We start from the raw sequence: 17,074 nt of genomic DNA, 5'->3' as shown, positions 1-17,074 counted from the left end.
TCGGCAGAGGCTTCTCGGTAGAGAGTTCTCGGCAGAGGGCTTTCGGTGGAGCGTGACGTGTCATGAGGGTGCGCCGGGCTCGCGCGCGAGCACCCCGAGGGGCACCGGCCGGGCGAACGGCCGTCGGGAGGGTGTCTCCGGACAGCCCGCGAGCCCCGCCACGGCCGGGCCGCACATCCGCCCCTGGCACCAGCCCATCCCGGCCCGGGTCAGCAGCTTCACAGTGCGTACGTCCCCGGCGCCGCCGAGCTCCTCGACGGCCTCCCGGACCGCGGAGGCGGGCACCTCCTCGCACCGGCACACGACGGTGTCGTCGGTGACCTGCTCGGTCCAATGGGCGGGCGGGGCACAGACCGTGTCGACGGCGGCGAAGAACTCCCGCAGCCCGGCACGCGCCTTGGCGGCCGATGCGTACGAACTCCTGTCGGGCGTACGGGAGTCGAGTCGCGCCGCGATGGACAGTCCGGCGATCCTGCCCTCGGCCGACGCGAGCGCCGCGCCGCCGATCCCCGTGGTCTCGCCGGCGGCCCAGACGCCGGGCACGTCGGTGCGCTGTTCGTCGTCCACGGCGACGTCGACCCCTTCGAGACGACAGCCGAGTGCTTCGGCGAGGTCGGTGTGCGGGAGCATGCCGTGGCCGACGGCGAGGGTGTCGCAGGGGATCCGCCGCCCGGTTCCCGGCCGGACGCGTCCGTCACCGTCGAGGGAGGCGACGGTGACGGCTTCGAGCCGGCCGCCGCCGTGTGCGGCAACGACCGTGCTGCGTACCTGGACCCTGACCCGGTGACGTGCCAACTCGGCCGCGTAACGCGCACCTTCAGCGAGTTTCGCGGGATGAGCCCCGAGCACGCGGGCATGCCGGACGAAGCCCCTGGGGTCGGCGGACTCCACGAGGGCCGCGACCCTCGCCCCCGCCGAGGCGAGCCCGACGGCCACGGGCAGCAGCAACGGCCCTGTCCCTGCCACCACGGCGGTACGCCCCGGCAGCACGAGCCCGCCCTTGAGCATGGCCTGTGCCCCACCCGCGGTGACCACTCCGGGAAGGGTCCAGCCGGGAAAGGGGAGCACCTTCTCGTACCCACCGGTGGCGAGCAGCACGGCGTCCGCGTGAACGGTGACGGGCTCTTCCTGCTCGGGCCCGAGCAGAGCGTGGACGGCGAAGGAGCCTTTGGCGGTGTCCACGGCGGCTTCGGTGCCGGACTGCCGCTCCACGAACCACACATGATGATCCGTCAGGTGAGTGATACGTCCTGCGCCGATGTGCGCCGCGAGCCCGTCACGAAGCAGTTCCCAGGTACGCCACTGGTGGTGCAGGGCCTGCGGACGGCGGGCCCCGAGTCCCGGGGCGGTCTGGCGGTAGAACTGCCCGCCCGCCTGCGGGGCGGAGTCGACCAGGGTCACCCGCACACCGCGAGAGGCGGCGGCGAGGGCGGCCGTGAGCCCGGCGGGGCCGGCGCCGATCACCGCAAGGCGGCGGCGTTCAGTCATGGTGCCCGGTCCCTTCCTGTGTGCGGATCACGTCCCCGGCCTCGGCCGGGACCAGACAAGCCCGTTGGTTCACCCGCCCGTTGACGCTCACCAGACAGTCGAAGCACACCCCGATGCCACAGAAGACACCGCGCGGCTCGCCGCTCCCCCGTGTCGTACGCCAGGACGTGATGCCCGCCGACCAGAGCGCGGCGGCGACCGTCTGACCGGGCAGGACGGCGATCTCCCGGCCGTCGAAGGTGACGGTGAAGGGGGGACCGGGCCGGGCGTCGACCAGGTCGAGCGGAGTGCGGGGCGTCACGGAGCCTCCTGGGTCACCGGATCCGGAAAGCGGTCGGGGCGGAATGGCGCGAGGTCCAGATCGGGGGACTTCTCCGCCAGCACCTGCGCGATCAAGTGGCCCGTCCCGGTGGCGAGTCCGATGCCGGCGCCCTCGTGCCCGCAGGCGTGGAAGAGCCCGGGCACGCGCGCGTCCGGCCCGATCGCGGGCAGATGGTCGGGCGTGTACGGACGGAAGCCGAGGTAGGCGCGCATGGCCCTGACCTCCGCCAGGAAGGGGAACAGCCGGGTCGCCCCCGCCGCGAGCGCCCGGGCGACGGGCAGGGAGAAGGAGCGGTCGAAGCCGACCCGCTCCCGGCTGGCCCCGATCAGTACCGGTCCCGCCGCCGTGCCCTCCACCACCGGGGAGGTCTGCAGCGCGGCCGAGTCACTGGCCACGTCGGCCACGTAGTCGGCGGCATACACCTTGTGCCGCACCCGGCGGGGCAGCGGCTCGGTGACCAGGACGAATCCGCGCCGGGGCAGCACGGGCAGGGACACCCCGGCCAGCGCGGCCAGTTCCCCGCCCCAGGTCCCGGCGGCGTTGACGACGGCGGGCGCGTGGACGTCACCATGCGATGTACGGACTCCACGCAGGGCCCCCGCCTCTGTGCGCAGCACCTCCGTGACCGTCCAGCCGGTCCACAACTCGGCACCGGCCGCGCGGGCGAGCCGTACGAGATGTGCGGCGGCCAGGGTCGGCATCACCTGGGCGTCCTGCGGATAGAGGACCCCGCCCGCGAGCCCGTTCGCCAAGCAGGGCTCCAGTTCATGGAGTTCACCGGCGGCGACGGACACGGCCTCGACACCGGCGGAGCGCTGCCCGACGGCGAACCGCTCCAGCGCCGCGAGCCCCTCGGGCGCGGACGCCACGACGACCCCGCCCTTGGCCTCGTACTCGACGGCCCCGGCCACTCCGGTCTCGGCGGCAAGATCGGCCCACAATCGCCCGGAAAGCAGGGCGAGTTCGAGCTCGGGCCCCGGTTCCTTGTCCGAGACGAGCAGGTTGCCCTCCCCCGCCCCGGTCGTACCCCCGGCCACCGGCCCCCGGTCCACCAGGACGACACTCAGCCCCGCCCGAACCGCGTACAAAGCACAGGCCGCCCCGACCATCCCGGCCCCGACGACCACAACATCGCAGGTCAGCGACTTGGTCACGCCAGTACTATGTCACATAGCTCTATCCGGGCCAAGGGTGCGCCAACTTACATCCAGCGCGCCGAGATACTCCGATCACCGGCGCCCCGATAGGGGCGCGGGGAACTGCGCGATCAGCCCCCACGCACCCGCACCCGCACCCAACCTTCAAACCCCACACCTCAACTGAGGATCACTCGAACCCTCAGCCCCGCCCCACCACAACCCACTTCGAAGGCAACTCGATCCGCGTACCGTCCGCCAAGAACTCCGTCGTCACAAGCGGCAACTCCCCACTCGCCAGAACAACAAGCCCAGCAGCCCGCAGATACTCGGGCACAGCGCCATCAGCCACCGCCCCCGGCGCGATGCCATGCCGAAAGACGGGCGCAAGCTTGGCCGGCGGCCCCCCGGGCCCTTGGGCGATACCTCGCAACAGCGGCCCCGCCGCCTCCGCAAGCTCGACGACAAAGGCCCGCCCCCGGTCACCCACAAGGGCGGCAAGCCCATCGACCAACGGCTGCCGGTCATCCGGCTCGCACTGATGCAGAACACCCCGCATATACACGTTCGCGTCACCGAGCTCCGCGTGCAGCGTCTCCGCCTCGGCCTTCTCGACCGCGTCGAACAGCCGGTAGGAGGCCTGCCCCGCCCGGTCCGCGAGCCGGGCGTGATCGAGGGCGGCAGCCGACAGATCGGCACCGATGACATGCGGATAGCGGTCGGCGAGGAACCGGGTCTGGGTCCCGTTGCCGCACCCGAGGTCCACAAGAGGCAGCCCGGGAGCCGCCAGGTGCGGTTCGAACAGCGCGAGGTGGACCCCGGCCGTCACCGCGGGCTCGGCGTCCCAGAAGACGGCCCCCTGCTCGCCGGGAGCCTCACGCCAGAAGCCCTCCCAGGCCTCTCTGTACCGAGTCGTCACACTCATGAAAGCTCCCCAGGACGCGACCGCGGACCGCCGAAAAGTGACGGGCAGTCCGGTTTATCGCGCCCGGAGTGAAGCGACAAGCACGCGGCGCACACCTTCACCGCTCATTCGGCAGCCGTACGCCGATGTGCGCCCCTCGTGCCCCTCGCTCCCCAGAAACCGGCACTCCCCAGGACCCGGCTGCGGTGGCCCGGGCAGGCAAGGCCGACAGCGCTAGCGGCGAGGCAGGGTCAGCTCGAACCACACCGTCTTGCCGGAGCTCGTCCGGCTGGTCCCCCACTCCCGCGCCAGCGTGCTGACGACACGCATCCCGCGCCCGGACTCGTCGAGCGGGCGCGCGCTGAGCAGCGTAGGCAGGGTGTGGTCGTCGTCGTCCACCTCGCACAGCAGCGTCTCGCCCCGGACGAGCCGCAGCTCGATGGGCCGGCTGTGGGAGTGCCGTACGGCGTTGGTCACGAGCTCGCTGACCATCAACTCGGTCAGATCGACAAGGGAGTTGAGCCCCCACACATGGAGCTGTTCGCGGACCACGGCACGTGCCCTGCCGACCTCCATCCGGTCGTGGCCGATCCGCCACCGGGCGACGTCCTCGGGTTCGATGCCGTTGAGCCGGGCCATCAGGAGCGCCACGTCGTCCTTGCGGCCGCCGCGGGTGTTGAGAGCGCGGATGATGGTGTCGCAGGCGTCGTCCATGGACGCGGCCGGGTGCGCGGCGGACTCGCAGAGCGTGGCGAGTCCGACACCGATGTCCTCGCCGCGGACCTCGACCAGGCCGTCGGTGCACATCACGAGCCGGTCGCCGGGCGCCACCGGGATCCGTACGGACTCGAAGGGCACCCCGCCGACGCCGATGGGTGCGCCCGTGGGCAGGTCGAGCAGATCACTGCGGCCGTCCTCGGCACGGACCAGCACCGGTGGGATGTGGCCCGCGTTGGCTATCTGCAGCTCGCTCTCGATGGGGTCGTACACCGCGTACAGGCAGGTCGCGAGGTAGTGCTCGCCGAGGCGCTGGGCCAAGTCGTCGAGGTTGCGCAGGAGTTGGGCGGGCGGCAGGTCGAGGGCGGCCATGGTCTGGACGGCCGTGCGCAACTGCCCCATCATCGCTGCGGAGTTGAGACCGTGGCCCATCACGTCGCCGACGACGAGCGCGGTCCGTGACCCGGGCAGTTTGACCGAGTCGAACCAGTCGCCGCCGACCCGCCCCAGCAGCGTGCCCGGCAGATAGCGGGTCGCGATGTCGCAGCCCGCCATGCGCGGCGCGATGTGCGGCAGCATGCTGTCCTGGAGGGTCTCGGCGACGCTCTCCTGGTACGTGTACATCCGGGCGTTGTCGAGTACGAGCCCGGCGCGGGCGGCGAGTTCGGCTCCGGTGACGCGGTCCATGTCGTTGAACTCGACGCGCTCGGGGTGCCGCAGCAGGATCATGAAGCCGAGGACCACATTGCGGGCCTTGAGGGGCACGACCAGCATGGAGCGGCCCGTGATGAGGGGCCGGATGTCGCGCTTCTCGAACTGCGCGGCGATCATGTGCCCCATCTGCTCGCTGATGCGGGGCACCAGGACGGGGTCGCCGGTGGTCATGCACTGGAAGAACGGGGTGTGTGCCGGGAACGGCATGGCCTCGCCGACGGGTACGACGTCGTCCCAGCGGCCAGGCTCGTCGGTGTGCTCCACGGCGACCCGGTGCCACATGGTGGTCGTGTCGGGCACGCCCTCGGGGAAGCCCTCACCCGCGACGACCTGTTCGCGGAGATAGGTGCCGGCCACGTCGGTGAAGCGCGGGACCACGGCCCGGCTGACCTCGACGATGGTGCGGGACAGGTCGAGCGAGGTGCCGATGCGCCCGCTGACCTCGTTCAGGAATTCCAGGCGCTCGCGAACGGCCGCGTATTCGAGGTCCTCGCCCTCGTCGGGTTCGTCCTGCGGCACGGGTGCGCCGGCCGCGGCGGCAGCGGCCGCCCGCTCCTGGCGCGCCTTGCGCTCGGCACGCCGGGGCACGCCCCAGTCGGGAGTGACGGGCACCCGGTCGTTCTGGCTGAACTCCAGGACGGGATAGCCCAGTTCGAGGACCTGGGCGACGATGCGGGCGCTCTCGCCGACGCTCATGCTGGGGAGGATCTCGGGCAGCCTGCGGGCCAGTTCCTCGGCGCCGGGGAAGTCGGTGTGGAGCGCGAACCCGGGTGCGATGCGCTCCACGGCGAGCCCCGCGCCGGTGTCCTCGTGGCGCAGCCCGCCCGCGTCGGCGGCGAGCACGAGCAGCCGCTCGGGCCCGGGCCCCACCAGCGGATACGCCCACCACAGCACGTCGATCCGGTCGCTGTCGGGCGCCGACAACCGCGCACGCCCCGCAGCGGGATAGGACAGCCGCCCGTCGAGGGACGACTCCAGGTCGGGCCCGAGGCCGTCGTACGGCGAGTACGCGCCGTAGGGAGCGACCTCGTCGTCATCGGGCAGGGCACCGGACACGGGCAGCAGATCGACGGCGGGCCGTCCGACCGCTTCGTCCTTGACGGCTCCGAACAGCCGCCGGGCGCCCCGGCTCCAGTGCGAGACCAGACCCTCACGGTCGACGACCACCACGGCCAACGGAATCCGGCCCGCCGCGACCCCGTCACCGCCCGCAAGGCCGTGAGCTGTGCCCCTCTCGGTGCCACGGTCCATGGCCCAGGCCCTCTCTCCCCACGGTCCGCAAGATCTGTACCACCACAACCACGTTACGTCCGCGCCCGGTTGCCATGTGTGGCATTGAGGGAAATAACTCCGGCGCACACCCGCGCCCCGTCAGGGGCTCTTTTGGGGGCGCGGGGAACTGCGCGCCCAGCCCAATACGCCCCGCAGCCAACAACGAACCCTCAAGCCACTGTCTTCAGTCCTCATGCCCCAACTGAAGATCCCGCTCGGTCCTCCCACCCCCGGCCACCTGCAAAACAGTAGCCACCGGCGGGTACCCGGCGGCGATCACCGTGTACTCCCCCGAAGAAAGATCAACGAACCGGAACGTTCCGTCACCCCCGGTGGTCAACGTGTCCACCACATTCCCCGCGGCATCCAGCAGCGTCACCCGCGCATCCTCGACAGGCCGCCCCCCACTGGCCCGCACGGTCCCCCGAAGCACCGCCCCACCGGCGAGCTCGACATCCTGGCGGGTCTCCCGCGCGGCCTGCACGCTCACCGGCAGGGCCGCGGGCCGAAAGGCCGGAGCGCTCCCGGCCAGCGTGTACTCCCCCGCCACCAACTCCGTGATGACGTAACCCCCTTCACGCCCACTGCGTGTCGTGGCGACCACCTCACCGTGCACGTTGGTGAGCGTGACGGTCGCGTCCCGTACGGGCGTCCCGTCCGCCGTCACCACGCTCCCGGCCAGCCGTCCGGCGCCGCCGAGGACGACGTCCAGCTCGACCGGCCGCTCCCCGACGGTGACGCTGACGGCCTGCGGCTGATGCCCGCCGGCCGCGGCGATGAGGACGTACGACCCGGCGCCGGGCGTCGACAGCGCGTACCGTCCGTCGTCCCCGCTCGCGCCCCGTCCGATCTGCTGTCCCGCGACGTCGATGAGGGTGAGCGCGGCGCGGGGCACGACGGTGCCGTCGGGGTGCTGGACGGTGCCGCAGACGGGCACCCCGGAGGCGTACGACGAACGCGCCTGCGGGACCGAGGAGTTGTAGGACGCGGTGGTCTCGGGGGCGGCAGAGGTGTGGTGGGACACCAGCGGTTTCTCCTTGAGGAAGAAGGCGACGAGCAGGCCCAGGACGAGCACCGGCACCAGGTAGAGGAAGATCCGCGGCATGGCGTCGGCGTAGGCCGCGATGTAGCCGTCGCGAAGCTCGGCGGGCAGTGCGTGGACGAGCTGCGGGGTGATGGACTCGGGGTCGGGCAGGCCGGCCCCGGCGGGCAGCCGTTCGGCGAGGGAGTCGGCGAGCCGGTCGGCGAAGAGCGTGCCGAAGATCGCGGCGCCGACGCTGCCGCCGATCTGCCGGAAGTAGTTGTTGGCGCTGGTCGCGGTGCCGAGGTCGCGGGGTTCCACGGAGTTCTGCACGGCGAGGATGAGTACGGGCATGACCAGGCCGATCCCGGCACCGAGCAGTGCCATCCAGATGCTGTAGTGCAGCCGGGGCGTGTCGACCTCCAGCCGCGACAGGAGCCACATGCCGAGGACGGAGAGAACGCCGCCGACGATCGGGTAGATCTTGTAATGGCCGCTGCGGCTGATGAGTTGGCCCGAGACGACCGAGGCGCCGACGATGCCGGCCATCATCGGGAGCATGAGCAGGCCGGACTCGGTGGCGGTGGCGCCGTCGACCATCTGCAGGTAGGTGGGCAGATAGCTGGCCGCTCCGAAGAGGGCGACCCCGACGATCACGCCCACCAGGCCGGTGACGTTGAAGACCCCGTCGCGGAACAGCCGCAGGGGCATGAGGGGTTCGACCGCGAAGTGTTCGACGACGAGGAACAGGACCGTCGAGACGACGGCTCCCGCGCCGAGTCCGAGGATGACGCGCGAGCCCCACGCGTACTCCGTTCCGCCCCAACTGGTCAGCAGGACCAGGCAGGTCGAGGCGGCGGCGAGCAGCAGGGAGCCGAGGACGTCGAGGCGGCGCCGGGCGGTCGGCTTCGGCAGTTTGAGCACGACGGCGACGACGACGAGCGTGACCAGGCCGAAGGGCACGTTGATGTAGAAGCACCAGCGCCAGGAGAGATGGTCGGTGAAGTAGCCCCCGAGCAGGGGTCCCGCGACCGACGCGAGGCCGAAGGCGGCGCCGATCAGGCCCATGAACCGGCCGCGTTCCCGGGCCGGCACGATGTCCGCGATGATCGCCTGCACGCCGATCATGAGTCCGCCGGCGCCGACGCCCTGGAGTGCGCGGAAGGCGATCAACTGGTCCATGGTGCGCGACCATCCGGCCAGCGCGGAGCCGATCACGAAGACGACGATCGCGAACTGGAAGACGCCCTTGCGGCCGTAGAGGTCGCCGAACTTGCCGTAGACGGGCAGTCCGACGGTGGCCGTGAGCAGATACGCGGTGATCGCCCAGGACATCTTGTCCAGGCCGTGCAGCTCCCCGACGATCTTCGGGAGAGCGGTGGCGACGATCATCTGCTCCAGTGCGGCGAGCAGCAGCGCGAGCATCAGCGCGAAGAACACCATCCGCACGCGGCCCGGGCTGAGCTCCTCGAACTGCGGTGGTTCCGGCGGCCCTTGGGGTGTGTCAGGGGCCGGGGCCGAAACGCCGCGTTCGCTCGCCGCCAGAGTCGTCCCGCCCACGTGCTGCTCCCCTCGTCGCGCCTGCGCGGCCCATTTCTCGCATTACGCGACAACTGGGAGCAAGCGCGACGAGTCGCCCGTCAGTGGAGCTCAAGGGGCGTAACCGCCGGTGGGAGCCCTACGGCGTACGACGGAGCCATACCGAAAACCACTCGAAACGGTGAGCGTGAGAATCGCCCGGCCGAGCGCGTCCGCGCGCTCACCGGGACTGCCCCGAGAGCTACTTCTCGACCTCGGTGGCGAGCTTCGCCAGCACCTCGTCGTAGATCCGCCCGAGACCCTTGGGCGCGAAGGTCTTCTCGAAGAAGCCGCCGATGCCGCCGGCGCCGTTCCACACCGAGGTCACGACGACCCGGGACCGGCCCTCGCCTGCCGGGGTGACCCGCCAGGTGGTCACCATCGAGGAGTTGCGGTCCTTCTCGACGAGCTCGCCGTCGGTGGGCTCGCTCACTTCGAGGAGGCAGTCGCGGACGCGCTTGCTCGTGGCCTGGAGCCTCCAGTGGACGAGGCTGCCCTCGCCGTCACCGCCCTCGCGCACCTCGTACTCGCTGAAGTGCTCGCTCAGGAGCTTCGCACGCGTGCCGGTGTAGTCGGCCAGCGCATCGAACACGTCGTCCGGCTGAGCCGCTACGACTCGCTCAGTGGTGGCCTCGACCTGCGCCATTGCGTTCCTCCAGCACTCGGGATCTCGGGGGTCAGCGCTCAGCCAACCATCAGGCGGGCGAGCCGCCCAAATCGGGGTCCCCTCAGGGCCCCTGAGCCTCGGACGCCACGCCCGTCGAAAGTGAGTTCGCACGATCAAGGGAACATGTGTTCTATTCTGTGTTCAGTGCTACCGAGGAGGCGTCATGCGCTGGGAGAACCTCACAGTGGAGTCCGAAGGCAACCTGCCGAAGGACGCCGCGCTGTTCGGCGCGGACGCGGTGACCACACGAACGTTCGACACCCCGGAGTTCCGTGGAATCACGTTCCACGAGATCCGGGCCAAGTCGATCGTGAACCGGGTGCCGGGCGCCTCGCGCATGCCCTTCGAGTGGACGGTCAACCCCTATCGGGGGTGCACGCACGCGTGTGTCTACTGTTTCGCCCGCAAGACCCACAGCTATCTGGACCTCGACACGGGCCTCGGCTTCGACAGCCAGATCGTGGTGAAGGTGAACGCCCCGGAGCTGCTGCGGCGGCATCTCGGCTCGCGGCGCTGGCTCGGCGATCACATAGCGATGGGCACGAACGTGGACTGCTACCAGCGCGCCGAGGGCCGCTACCAGCTGATGCCCGGCATCATCGCGGCCCTGCGCGACCACGCGAACCCCTTCTCGATCCTCACCAAGGGCACGCTGATCCTGCGTGACCTCGACCTCCTGAAGCAGGCGGCCGCGGTGACCGAGGTCGGGATCTCCGTCTCGGTGGGCTTCACCGACCACGAGCTCTGGCGGACCGTGGAGCCGGGCACGCCCGCCCCCGAACGCCGCCTCGACGCCGTCCGCACGCTGAGCGAGCACGGCATCGACTGCGGGGTCCTGATGGCCCCGGTGATCCCCTTCCTGGGCGACGACCCGTCCCAGCTGCGCGCGACGGTACGGGCGATCGCGGCCTCCGGCGCGACCTCGGTCACCCCGCTCGTGCTGCATCTGCGGCCGGGGGCGCGCGAGTGGTTCATGAGCTGGCTGGGGCACCACCACCCGTATCTGGTACGCCGTTACGAGCGGCTGTACGCGGAGGGGGCCTACGCGCCGAAGTGGTACCAGCGCCGGATCACCCGTCAGGTCCATGAACTGGCCGAGGAGTACGGGATAGGTCCCACGCGCGCGGGGATGCCGCGCAGGATCCCGGCACCCGCCGAACCGGCCCTCCCGGAGCCGACCCAGCTCACCCTCCTCTGACCGGCACCGCTTTTCCCGACCGGCACCGCCACCCGCTCCGACCAGCGCTTCTCAGCTGCATCCGGGCGCATCGCGCGGCCCGATCGGGTCAAACTCCGGTCAGAACCGGTTCTTCCGGGCGCCCGCTCCGGGACGATACGGCGAAGGCCGTGGAGTGCACGGCCCACACCCTCCGTCCTGGGAGGTCCGATGCTGCATCTCCCCGGGGGACACCCCCCGGACCCCCGGCCCGAGGATCAGGCCAGAATCCCTGCCCGGAAGATCCTTGCGAGGCGATTCATCGTGAACCGACGCGCAACCGCCCTGTGCGGTGCCGCTGCCGTGGTGGCCGGAATGATCACCGCGATCCCGGCCGGTGCGAGCGCGGACTCCGCGACCGCACCGCGCACCACGCTCTCCGCCGACCCGGCGAAGCTCACCTGGAAGAAGTGCGGCACCACCTCCTATCCGACGCTCCAGTGCGCGTCCCTGAAGGTGCCGCTCGACCACACGCACCCGGGCGGCGAGCGCATCACGCTCGCGCTGTCGCGGGTCCCGCACACCGCGAAGAAGTCCCAGGGACCGCTCCTGGTGAACCCGGGCGGCCCCGGCGGCAGCGGTCTCACGCTCGCCGGATTCGTCGCGGCCACGCTGCCGAAGGCGGTGGCCTCGCAGTACGACGTCATCGGCTTCGACCCGCGCGGCGTCGGCGCCAGCAAGCCCGCCCCGAACTGCAAACCGGGGCACTTCACGCCCGTGCGCCCCGACTCGGTGCCGAGCACCCCCGCCCTGGAGAAGGCCAACCTCGACCGGGTCAAGGCCTTCGCGAAGGCGTGCGGCACGAAGTACGGCAAGCTGCTGCCGCACCTCGACACCGTGAGCGCGGTCCAGGACATGGACGCGATCCGGCACGCCCTCGGCGCCAAGAAGATCAACTACTTCGGGTACTCGTACGGCACCTACCTGGGCGCCGTCTACGCGAAGCTCCACCCGGACCGCGTACGGCGCATGGTGCTCGACTCCATCGTCGATCCCACCGGGGTCTGGTACGAGGACAACCTCGCACAGGACTACGCCTTCAACGACCGTCACCGGGCCTTCATGGCCTGGGTCGCCAAGAACAACGCGACCTACAAGCTCGGCACCGATCCGGAGAAGATCGAGACCAAGTGGTACGCGATGCGGGCGGCGCTGGCGAAGAAGCCCGCGGACAAGACGGTGGGTGCCTCCGAACTGGAGGACACGTTCGTCCCCGGCGGCTACTACAACGGCTACTGGCCCTACCTCGCCGAGGCGTTCGCGGCCTTCGTGAACGACAAGAACGACGACCCGCTGGTCGAGGCGTACGAGAACTTCGGTGCCGTCGACCCCGCGGGCGACAACAGCTACAGCGTCTACACCTCGGTGCAGTGCCGTGACGCGACCTGGTCGCGCGACTGGGAGCAGTGGCGCGAGGACAACTGGGAGGTGTACGAGAAGGCGCCCTTCATGACGTGGAGCAACGCCTGGTACAACGCGCCGTGCGCCTTCTGGCCGACGGACTCCCTGGAGCCCGTGGACGTCTCCAACGACTCGGTGCCGCCGGTGCTGCTGTTCCAGGCGACGAACGACGCGGCCACCCCGTACGAGGGCGGTGTCATGGTCCATCATCTGCTGGGCGACTCCAGCCTGGTGGTCGAGCAGGGCGGCGGCAACCACGGCGTCACCCTGAGCGGCAACGCCTGCCTGGACAAGCATCTGGCCACGTATCTGGCCGACGGCTGGGTGCCCCGCAGTGGCGGTGAGGTCGACGCGGTCTGCAAGCCGCTGCCCGACCCGTCACCGCTGAGCAAGAAGGCCTCGGGCTCGTCGCGCGGCGCGACGCTGCACGGGCTGCTCGGATTCCGGGGCTGAGCCCCGGCAGGTGAGCGGCGGCGGCCCGTCGGGGGCGTTGTCAGTGGCGTGGTGCACGATGGATGCATGGCCGAACTGACACGCATCTCCGCCCCCGACGGGGTCGCCCCCGCCGCCGCCTACACCCACGTCGTCATGGGCACGGGCCGCTTCGTGGCGGTCTCGGGCCAGCTCGCGCTCGACGAGGACGGCAAGCTCGTCGGGGAAGGTGATCCTGCGGCGCAGGCCCGTCAGGTCTTCGAGAATCTGCGGCGCTGTCTCGCCTCGGCGGGGGCCGGCTTCGACGACGTGGTCAAACTGACCTTCTTCGTCACGGACATGGCGTACATGCCGGCCGTCCGCGCGGCCCGGGACGAGCACATATCCCCCGGCCGCCTCCCGGCCGCCTCGGCCGTGCAGGTCGCCGCCCTGGTGGGCCCGGAGTTCCTGATGGAGATCGAGGCGTTCGCGCTGCTGCCCGAGTGATCCGCGGGTGCGGCCCGGGCGCTCTACGGGCCCGCCGGAATTCACGGGCCCCCTCGCCCACGGCCGCCTAGGGTGCCGCCATGGACGAACGCCTCCGCTCCCCCTCTCCTGCCCTTCCTCCCCTTCCTCCGGCCCTTCACGTGCGCGAGATGGTCCTGGCCGACTGTCCCCGCGTTGCCGAGATCCGCGTGCGCGGCTGGCAGAAGGCATACCAGGGGATGATGCCGCAGGCGTACCTGGACGGACTCGACCCGGCGGACGACGTCGGGCGGCTGCGGGCCCGCTTCGAGCAGGCCGGTGAGAGCGTGGTGAGCCTCGTCGCGGAGTGGGAGGACGATGTCGTCGGCTGGGCGTGCCACGGCCCCTACCGGGACGGTGAAGTCCGCACCGCGGCAGCCGAGTTGTACGCGATCTACGTGGACCCCGGCCGGCTCGCGCGCGGTGTGGGCCGCGCCCTGCTGCGGGAGTCCGTCGCCCGCTGCACGGCCGCCGGGCACGGCCGGATGCTGCTGTGGGTGCTCCAGGAGAACGCGAGCGCACGCCGCTTCTACGAGAAGGCCGGTTTCGCACCGGACGGCGCGGAGGAGCCGTTCGAGGTGGCGGGTGTGGAGGTGCCGGAGGTGCGTTACGCCCTTGTGCTGGGCGGCTCCTGAGGGAGGCTCATGTCTGGGACTCACGTCCTGGGGCTCAGGTCGGAGGGCTCGTGTCGTCGGGGTCGCGTCCTTGGGGCAAGCTCACGCAGAACACCGCGCCGTTCGGGCGGCCGGGCTCGTACCAGGCATCGCCGCCGTTCGCGCGGGCCAGGCTGCGGGCGATCCACAGGCCGAGGCCGGTGCCCTCGGTGGCCGCCGCCGTGGCGGGGTCTCGGCGGTAGCGCTCGAAGAGGTGAGGGACGAAGGACTCGGGCACACCGGGGCCGTGGTCCGCGACGGACAGTTCGATGCGTCCGCCGGTGGCGCGCGCCGTGATCTCCACGGGCTCCCGGCCGTAGGCGAGGGCGTTCTCCAGGTAGTTGGTGAAGATCTCGGCGAAGCCGACCCGGTCGACGCGGGCCACCAGTTGCGCCGGGACGGCGAGTCGCAGATCACGGCCGCGGGCCGCGGACTCGGCGAGCCGTTCCAGGAGGAAGTCCAGCACCGCCACCGCCTCCGGCACACCCTGCTGCCACGCCCCGTCGATGCGGGCGGCGGTGAGCAGCTTGCGGACGAGCGACTGCAGCCGGGCCGTGCGCTCGGCGATCCGCTCGACCAGTTCCGCGCGTCCCTCGTCCGTCAGGTCGGGCGGCGGCTCCTTCAGTACGTGCACGAGGGCGCCCAGGGCGGCGAGCGGGTTGTGCAGTTGGTGCGCGGCCACCGCGGCGACCACGCTCTGGTGTTCGAGGGCGGACTGGAGGACATGGTCAGCCTGCCGTCGGCGGGTTGCGTCGCGCAGCGCGGCCACATACAGCCGGCGGTCGTCGAGTCGGGCCAGGGTGACCCGCATCTCGACGACCTTGCTGCGGCCGTTCGGCAGGACCAGTGTGACCTCGGTGGCCTCGCCGTGGACCAGCGGGAAGCCGAAGACGGAGCCGATCAGTTCGTCCGCGGGGCGCTCCAGGAGTGTCGCCGCGGCCGGGTTGCAGGCCCGTACGCGTCCGTCGGCGTCCACCGCGACGATGCCGTCCGGGGCGGCGAGCATCATGGCCTCGTAGAGATTCCGCGGCTCGTCGTCAGTCATTTGTGTCGCCCCCGCCGCCCCTACCCATTCCCGTCCCTTACTCAGGGGCTCCGCCCCCGAACCCCCGCTCCTCAAACGCCGGAGAGGCTGAAGATTTCGCGGCCCGGGCCGACACATCCAGCCCGTCCGGCGTTTGAGGACGAGGCCGTTCAGGCCGATAAGGGGGGTCTGGGGGCGCAGCCCCCAGGGACGGGACGGGTAGGGGCGGCGGGGGCGAAGAACCACGCTTTCGGCCTCAACTCTGGACTGCCGCAACGCCGTTGGACCAGACACAGGGAACACATTTCCGAGTACGGCCGGGTCCCGACGGCACCGCACGGCACTACGCTCGAAAGCGCATCGCCACAACCGGCCAGGGAGAGCCGGCCATCCGGAGGGGGAGCATCCGGGATGATCCGCGTGCTCGTGGTCGAAGACCAGCGCGCGCTGGCCGACGCCCTGGCCATCGCCATCGCGGCGCAGCCCGACCTGGACTGTGGCGACGCGGTGGGCACGGTCGACGAGGCGTTGCGGGAGGCGGCCCGTCGGCCACCCGCCGTGGTGCTCATGGACATCCATCTGCCGGGCAAGGACGGTATCGAGGGCACCCGGCTACTGAAGGCCGCTCACCCCTCGACGCGGGTGGTCGTCCTCACCGCGGACGCCACCCCCGACCAGCTGGCACGGGCGGTCACGGCGGGCGCCTCGGCCTTCCTCGCCAAGCACAGCGCCTTCGGGGACATCCTCACCGCGATCCGCACTACGGCGGAGGGCAAGCTCCTGGTGGAGGAGTCCACACTGGCGGCGCGGCTGCCCGAGCAGCAGTGGGAGCGGAGCGGGCTGACCCGCCGCGAGCACGAGGTGCTGGCCCTGCTCGCCCAGGGACACGGTCTCAAGGTGATCGCGGACCGGCTCGTACTCAGCCGGCACACGGTGCGCGGGCATGTGAAGAGCGTCCTGGTGAAACTGGGCGCCCACAGCCAGCTGGAGGCCGTGGTCACGGCAACGCGCCTGGGCATCCTGCCGCGCCCGACCGCGTGACATCGCATGACACCGCAGCGTGCAGAACGGTGAATCAGCCCATCTGAGGGGGCCGTTCGCCCCGACTGGGGGATGCCCGGTCCCCCGCCCGCTGCCTATCGTGCGAAAAGTGCGGCCCCGCGGACCGGGGCCGTCGGGGAGCAGGACCCGGGCCAGATGCGCGGAGATGACGGCAGGTCGGATCCCGCGACGTTCGTCCGCCTGCCGGTCGCCCGTCTCCCGCCGGGCGAACCCCCGGCGACCCCGCCTTCTCCAGGGCCACCCGTCATCCCTCTGCTCACAAGGCACTCCCCCGTGCCCAACCAGTCCCATCCACATCCATCCGTGCCCAGCCAGTCCCAGCCACGCCTATTCGCGTGGCGTGCGCTGCGCCGGCAGCCTCTTCAGCGCACCGGCCGCCGCCTGGGCCAGCGGCGGATGGACGAGAGCCTCGTTCAGGACGGGCCGGGCCCGTTCGTCGCCCAGGGCGCCGAGCCCGTCCACGCACGCGATGGCGACACGGCGGTAAGGGTCGTGCGGGCGGAACCTGCGGGCCAGGGTCGTGATCAGCGCCGGTACGGACTCGGGAGCGCGCAGCTCGACCAGGAGCCGTACCGGATGGAGGGCGTAGGCGACGCGCAGTTCGTTGGTGGCCAGGGCGGCCGCCGCGCGGGCGGTGCGCGGGTCACCGAGCCGGGCCAGGGCGTGCGCGGCGGACGCGCAGCGCTGCGGATCACGGTGGTTGAGCAGCAGGACGAGTGCTTCGAAGGCTCGCCGGTCCCCGGCGAGCCCGAGCCGGAACGCGGCCAACTCCCTTGCCCAGAGCCGCTGTTCGGGCGCGATGAGCACGTCGGCCAGTTCGTCGAGGTCGTCGGTCGAGGCCAGCCGTTCGTACGAGTACGACGCGGCCGCGCCCGCCTCGTGCCGTAAGCGCTGGGTGAGCGATCGCAACTCTTCGTCCATATCGCCGAAGCCTATCGGCGACGTACGTCACATTCACCGGGG

At 71.2% G+C, this 17,074-nt stretch carries 14 protein-coding genes; 5 read left to right on the top strand and 9 right to left on the bottom strand.

What is annotated here, in order from left to right:
- Positions 1 to 60 precede the first annotated feature (60 nt).
- From ACFWXQ_RS25260 to ACFWXQ_RS25230, 7 genes are all read right to left on the bottom strand, one after another.
- Positions 61 to 1,488 (bottom strand): NAD(P)/FAD-dependent oxidoreductase, encoded by a 1,428-nt coding sequence (locus ACFWXQ_RS25260; protein WP_383945623.1) that lies wholly within the window; start codon positions 1,486 to 1,488, stop codon positions 61 to 63.
- Positions 1,481 to 1,789 (bottom strand): (2Fe-2S)-binding protein, encoded by a 309-nt coding sequence (locus tag ACFWXQ_RS25255; RefSeq protein WP_383945620.1) that lies wholly within the window; start codon positions 1,787 to 1,789, stop codon positions 1,481 to 1,483. The genes ACFWXQ_RS25260 and ACFWXQ_RS25255 overlap by 8 nt, the downstream gene beginning before the upstream one ends.
- Entirely contained in the window at positions 1,786 to 2,964 is a 1,179-nt protein-coding gene (locus ACFWXQ_RS25250; protein ID WP_383945617.1) for an NAD(P)/FAD-dependent oxidoreductase, read from the bottom strand. The genes ACFWXQ_RS25255 and ACFWXQ_RS25250 overlap by 4 nt, the downstream gene beginning before the upstream one ends.
- 184 nt (positions 2,965 to 3,148) lie before the next feature.
- On the bottom strand, positions 3,149 to 3,871 hold the full coding sequence (locus ACFWXQ_RS25245; RefSeq protein ID WP_383945614.1) for a class I SAM-dependent methyltransferase: 723 nt from the start codon (positions 3,869 to 3,871) through the stop codon (positions 3,149 to 3,151).
- Between the two features lie 213 nt (positions 3,872 to 4,084).
- Positions 4,085 to 6,532, bottom strand: a complete 2,448-nt coding sequence (locus ACFWXQ_RS25240) for a SpoIIE family protein phosphatase (RefSeq protein ID WP_383945611.1) — start codon at positions 6,530 to 6,532, stop codon at positions 4,085 to 4,087.
- A gap of 205 nt (positions 6,533 to 6,737) precedes the next feature.
- A complete protein-coding gene (locus ACFWXQ_RS25235; RefSeq protein WP_383945608.1) occupies positions 6,738 to 9,134 on the bottom strand; it encodes an MFS transporter in 2,397 nt (798 codons plus the stop codon).
- A 220-nt stretch (positions 9,135 to 9,354) separates the two neighbouring features.
- A complete protein-coding gene (locus ACFWXQ_RS25230) occupies positions 9,355 to 9,798 on the bottom strand; it encodes an SRPBCC family protein (protein WP_383945606.1) in 444 nt (147 codons plus the stop codon).
- A 184-nt stretch (positions 9,799 to 9,982) separates the two neighbouring features.
- On the opposite strand from ACFWXQ_RS25230, the gene ACFWXQ_RS25225 reads away from it, so the two are divergent.
- The 4 genes from ACFWXQ_RS25225 to ACFWXQ_RS25210 all read left to right on the top strand — a co-directional run bounded on the left by ACFWXQ_RS25225 (position 9,983) and on the right by ACFWXQ_RS25210 (position 14,007).
- Entirely contained in the window at positions 9,983 to 11,017 is a 1,035-nt protein-coding gene (locus ACFWXQ_RS25225; protein ID WP_383945604.1) for an Rv2578c family radical SAM protein, read from the top strand.
- Between the two features lie 333 nt (positions 11,018 to 11,350).
- Positions 11,351 to 12,889 carry an alpha/beta hydrolase gene (locus ACFWXQ_RS25220; protein WP_383945657.1) on the top strand — a complete coding sequence of 513 codons (1,539 nt, stop codon included), beginning with the start codon at positions 11,351 to 11,353 and terminating at the stop codon, positions 12,887 to 12,889.
- A gap of 66 nt (positions 12,890 to 12,955) precedes the next feature.
- Positions 12,956 to 13,354 (top strand): RidA family protein, encoded by a 399-nt coding sequence (locus tag ACFWXQ_RS25215; RefSeq protein ID WP_383945601.1) that lies wholly within the window; start codon positions 12,956 to 12,958, stop codon positions 13,352 to 13,354.
- An 80-nt stretch (positions 13,355 to 13,434) separates the two neighbouring features.
- Positions 13,435 to 14,007 carry a GNAT family N-acetyltransferase gene (locus ACFWXQ_RS25210; protein ID WP_383945598.1) on the top strand — a complete coding sequence of 191 codons (573 nt, stop codon included), beginning with the start codon at positions 13,435 to 13,437 and terminating at the stop codon, positions 14,005 to 14,007.
- A gap of 34 nt (positions 14,008 to 14,041) precedes the next feature.
- Here ACFWXQ_RS25210 and ACFWXQ_RS25205 read toward each other — a convergent pair whose 3' ends face one another.
- Positions 14,042 to 15,070, bottom strand: a complete 1,029-nt coding sequence (locus ACFWXQ_RS25205) for an ATP-binding protein (RefSeq protein ID WP_383945595.1) — start codon at positions 15,068 to 15,070, stop codon at positions 14,042 to 14,044.
- 390 nt (positions 15,071 to 15,460) lie between these two features.
- Between ACFWXQ_RS25205 and ACFWXQ_RS25200 the strand changes: the two genes are divergently transcribed.
- Complete coding sequence (locus ACFWXQ_RS25200; protein ID WP_383950974.1) at positions 15,461 to 16,090, top strand: response regulator; 630 nt, start codon at positions 15,461 to 15,463, stop codon at positions 16,088 to 16,090.
- 348 nt (positions 16,091 to 16,438) lie between these two features.
- Here ACFWXQ_RS25200 and ACFWXQ_RS25195 read toward each other — a convergent pair whose 3' ends face one another.
- Positions 16,439 to 17,032: an adenylosuccinate lyase gene (locus tag ACFWXQ_RS25195; RefSeq protein WP_383950971.1), complete on the bottom strand. Its 594-nt coding sequence runs from the start codon at positions 17,030 to 17,032 to the stop codon at positions 16,439 to 16,441.
- Positions 17,033 to 17,074 lie beyond the last annotated feature (42 nt).

This window comes from Streptomyces sp. NPDC058697 (assembly GCF_042715345.1).
GTDB lineage: Bacteria > Actinomycetota > Actinomycetes > Streptomycetales > Streptomycetaceae > Streptomyces > Streptomyces liliifuscus.
Note: the sequence above shows the minus strand (reverse complement) of the source record. Positions and strands in the feature narration are given on the sequence as shown.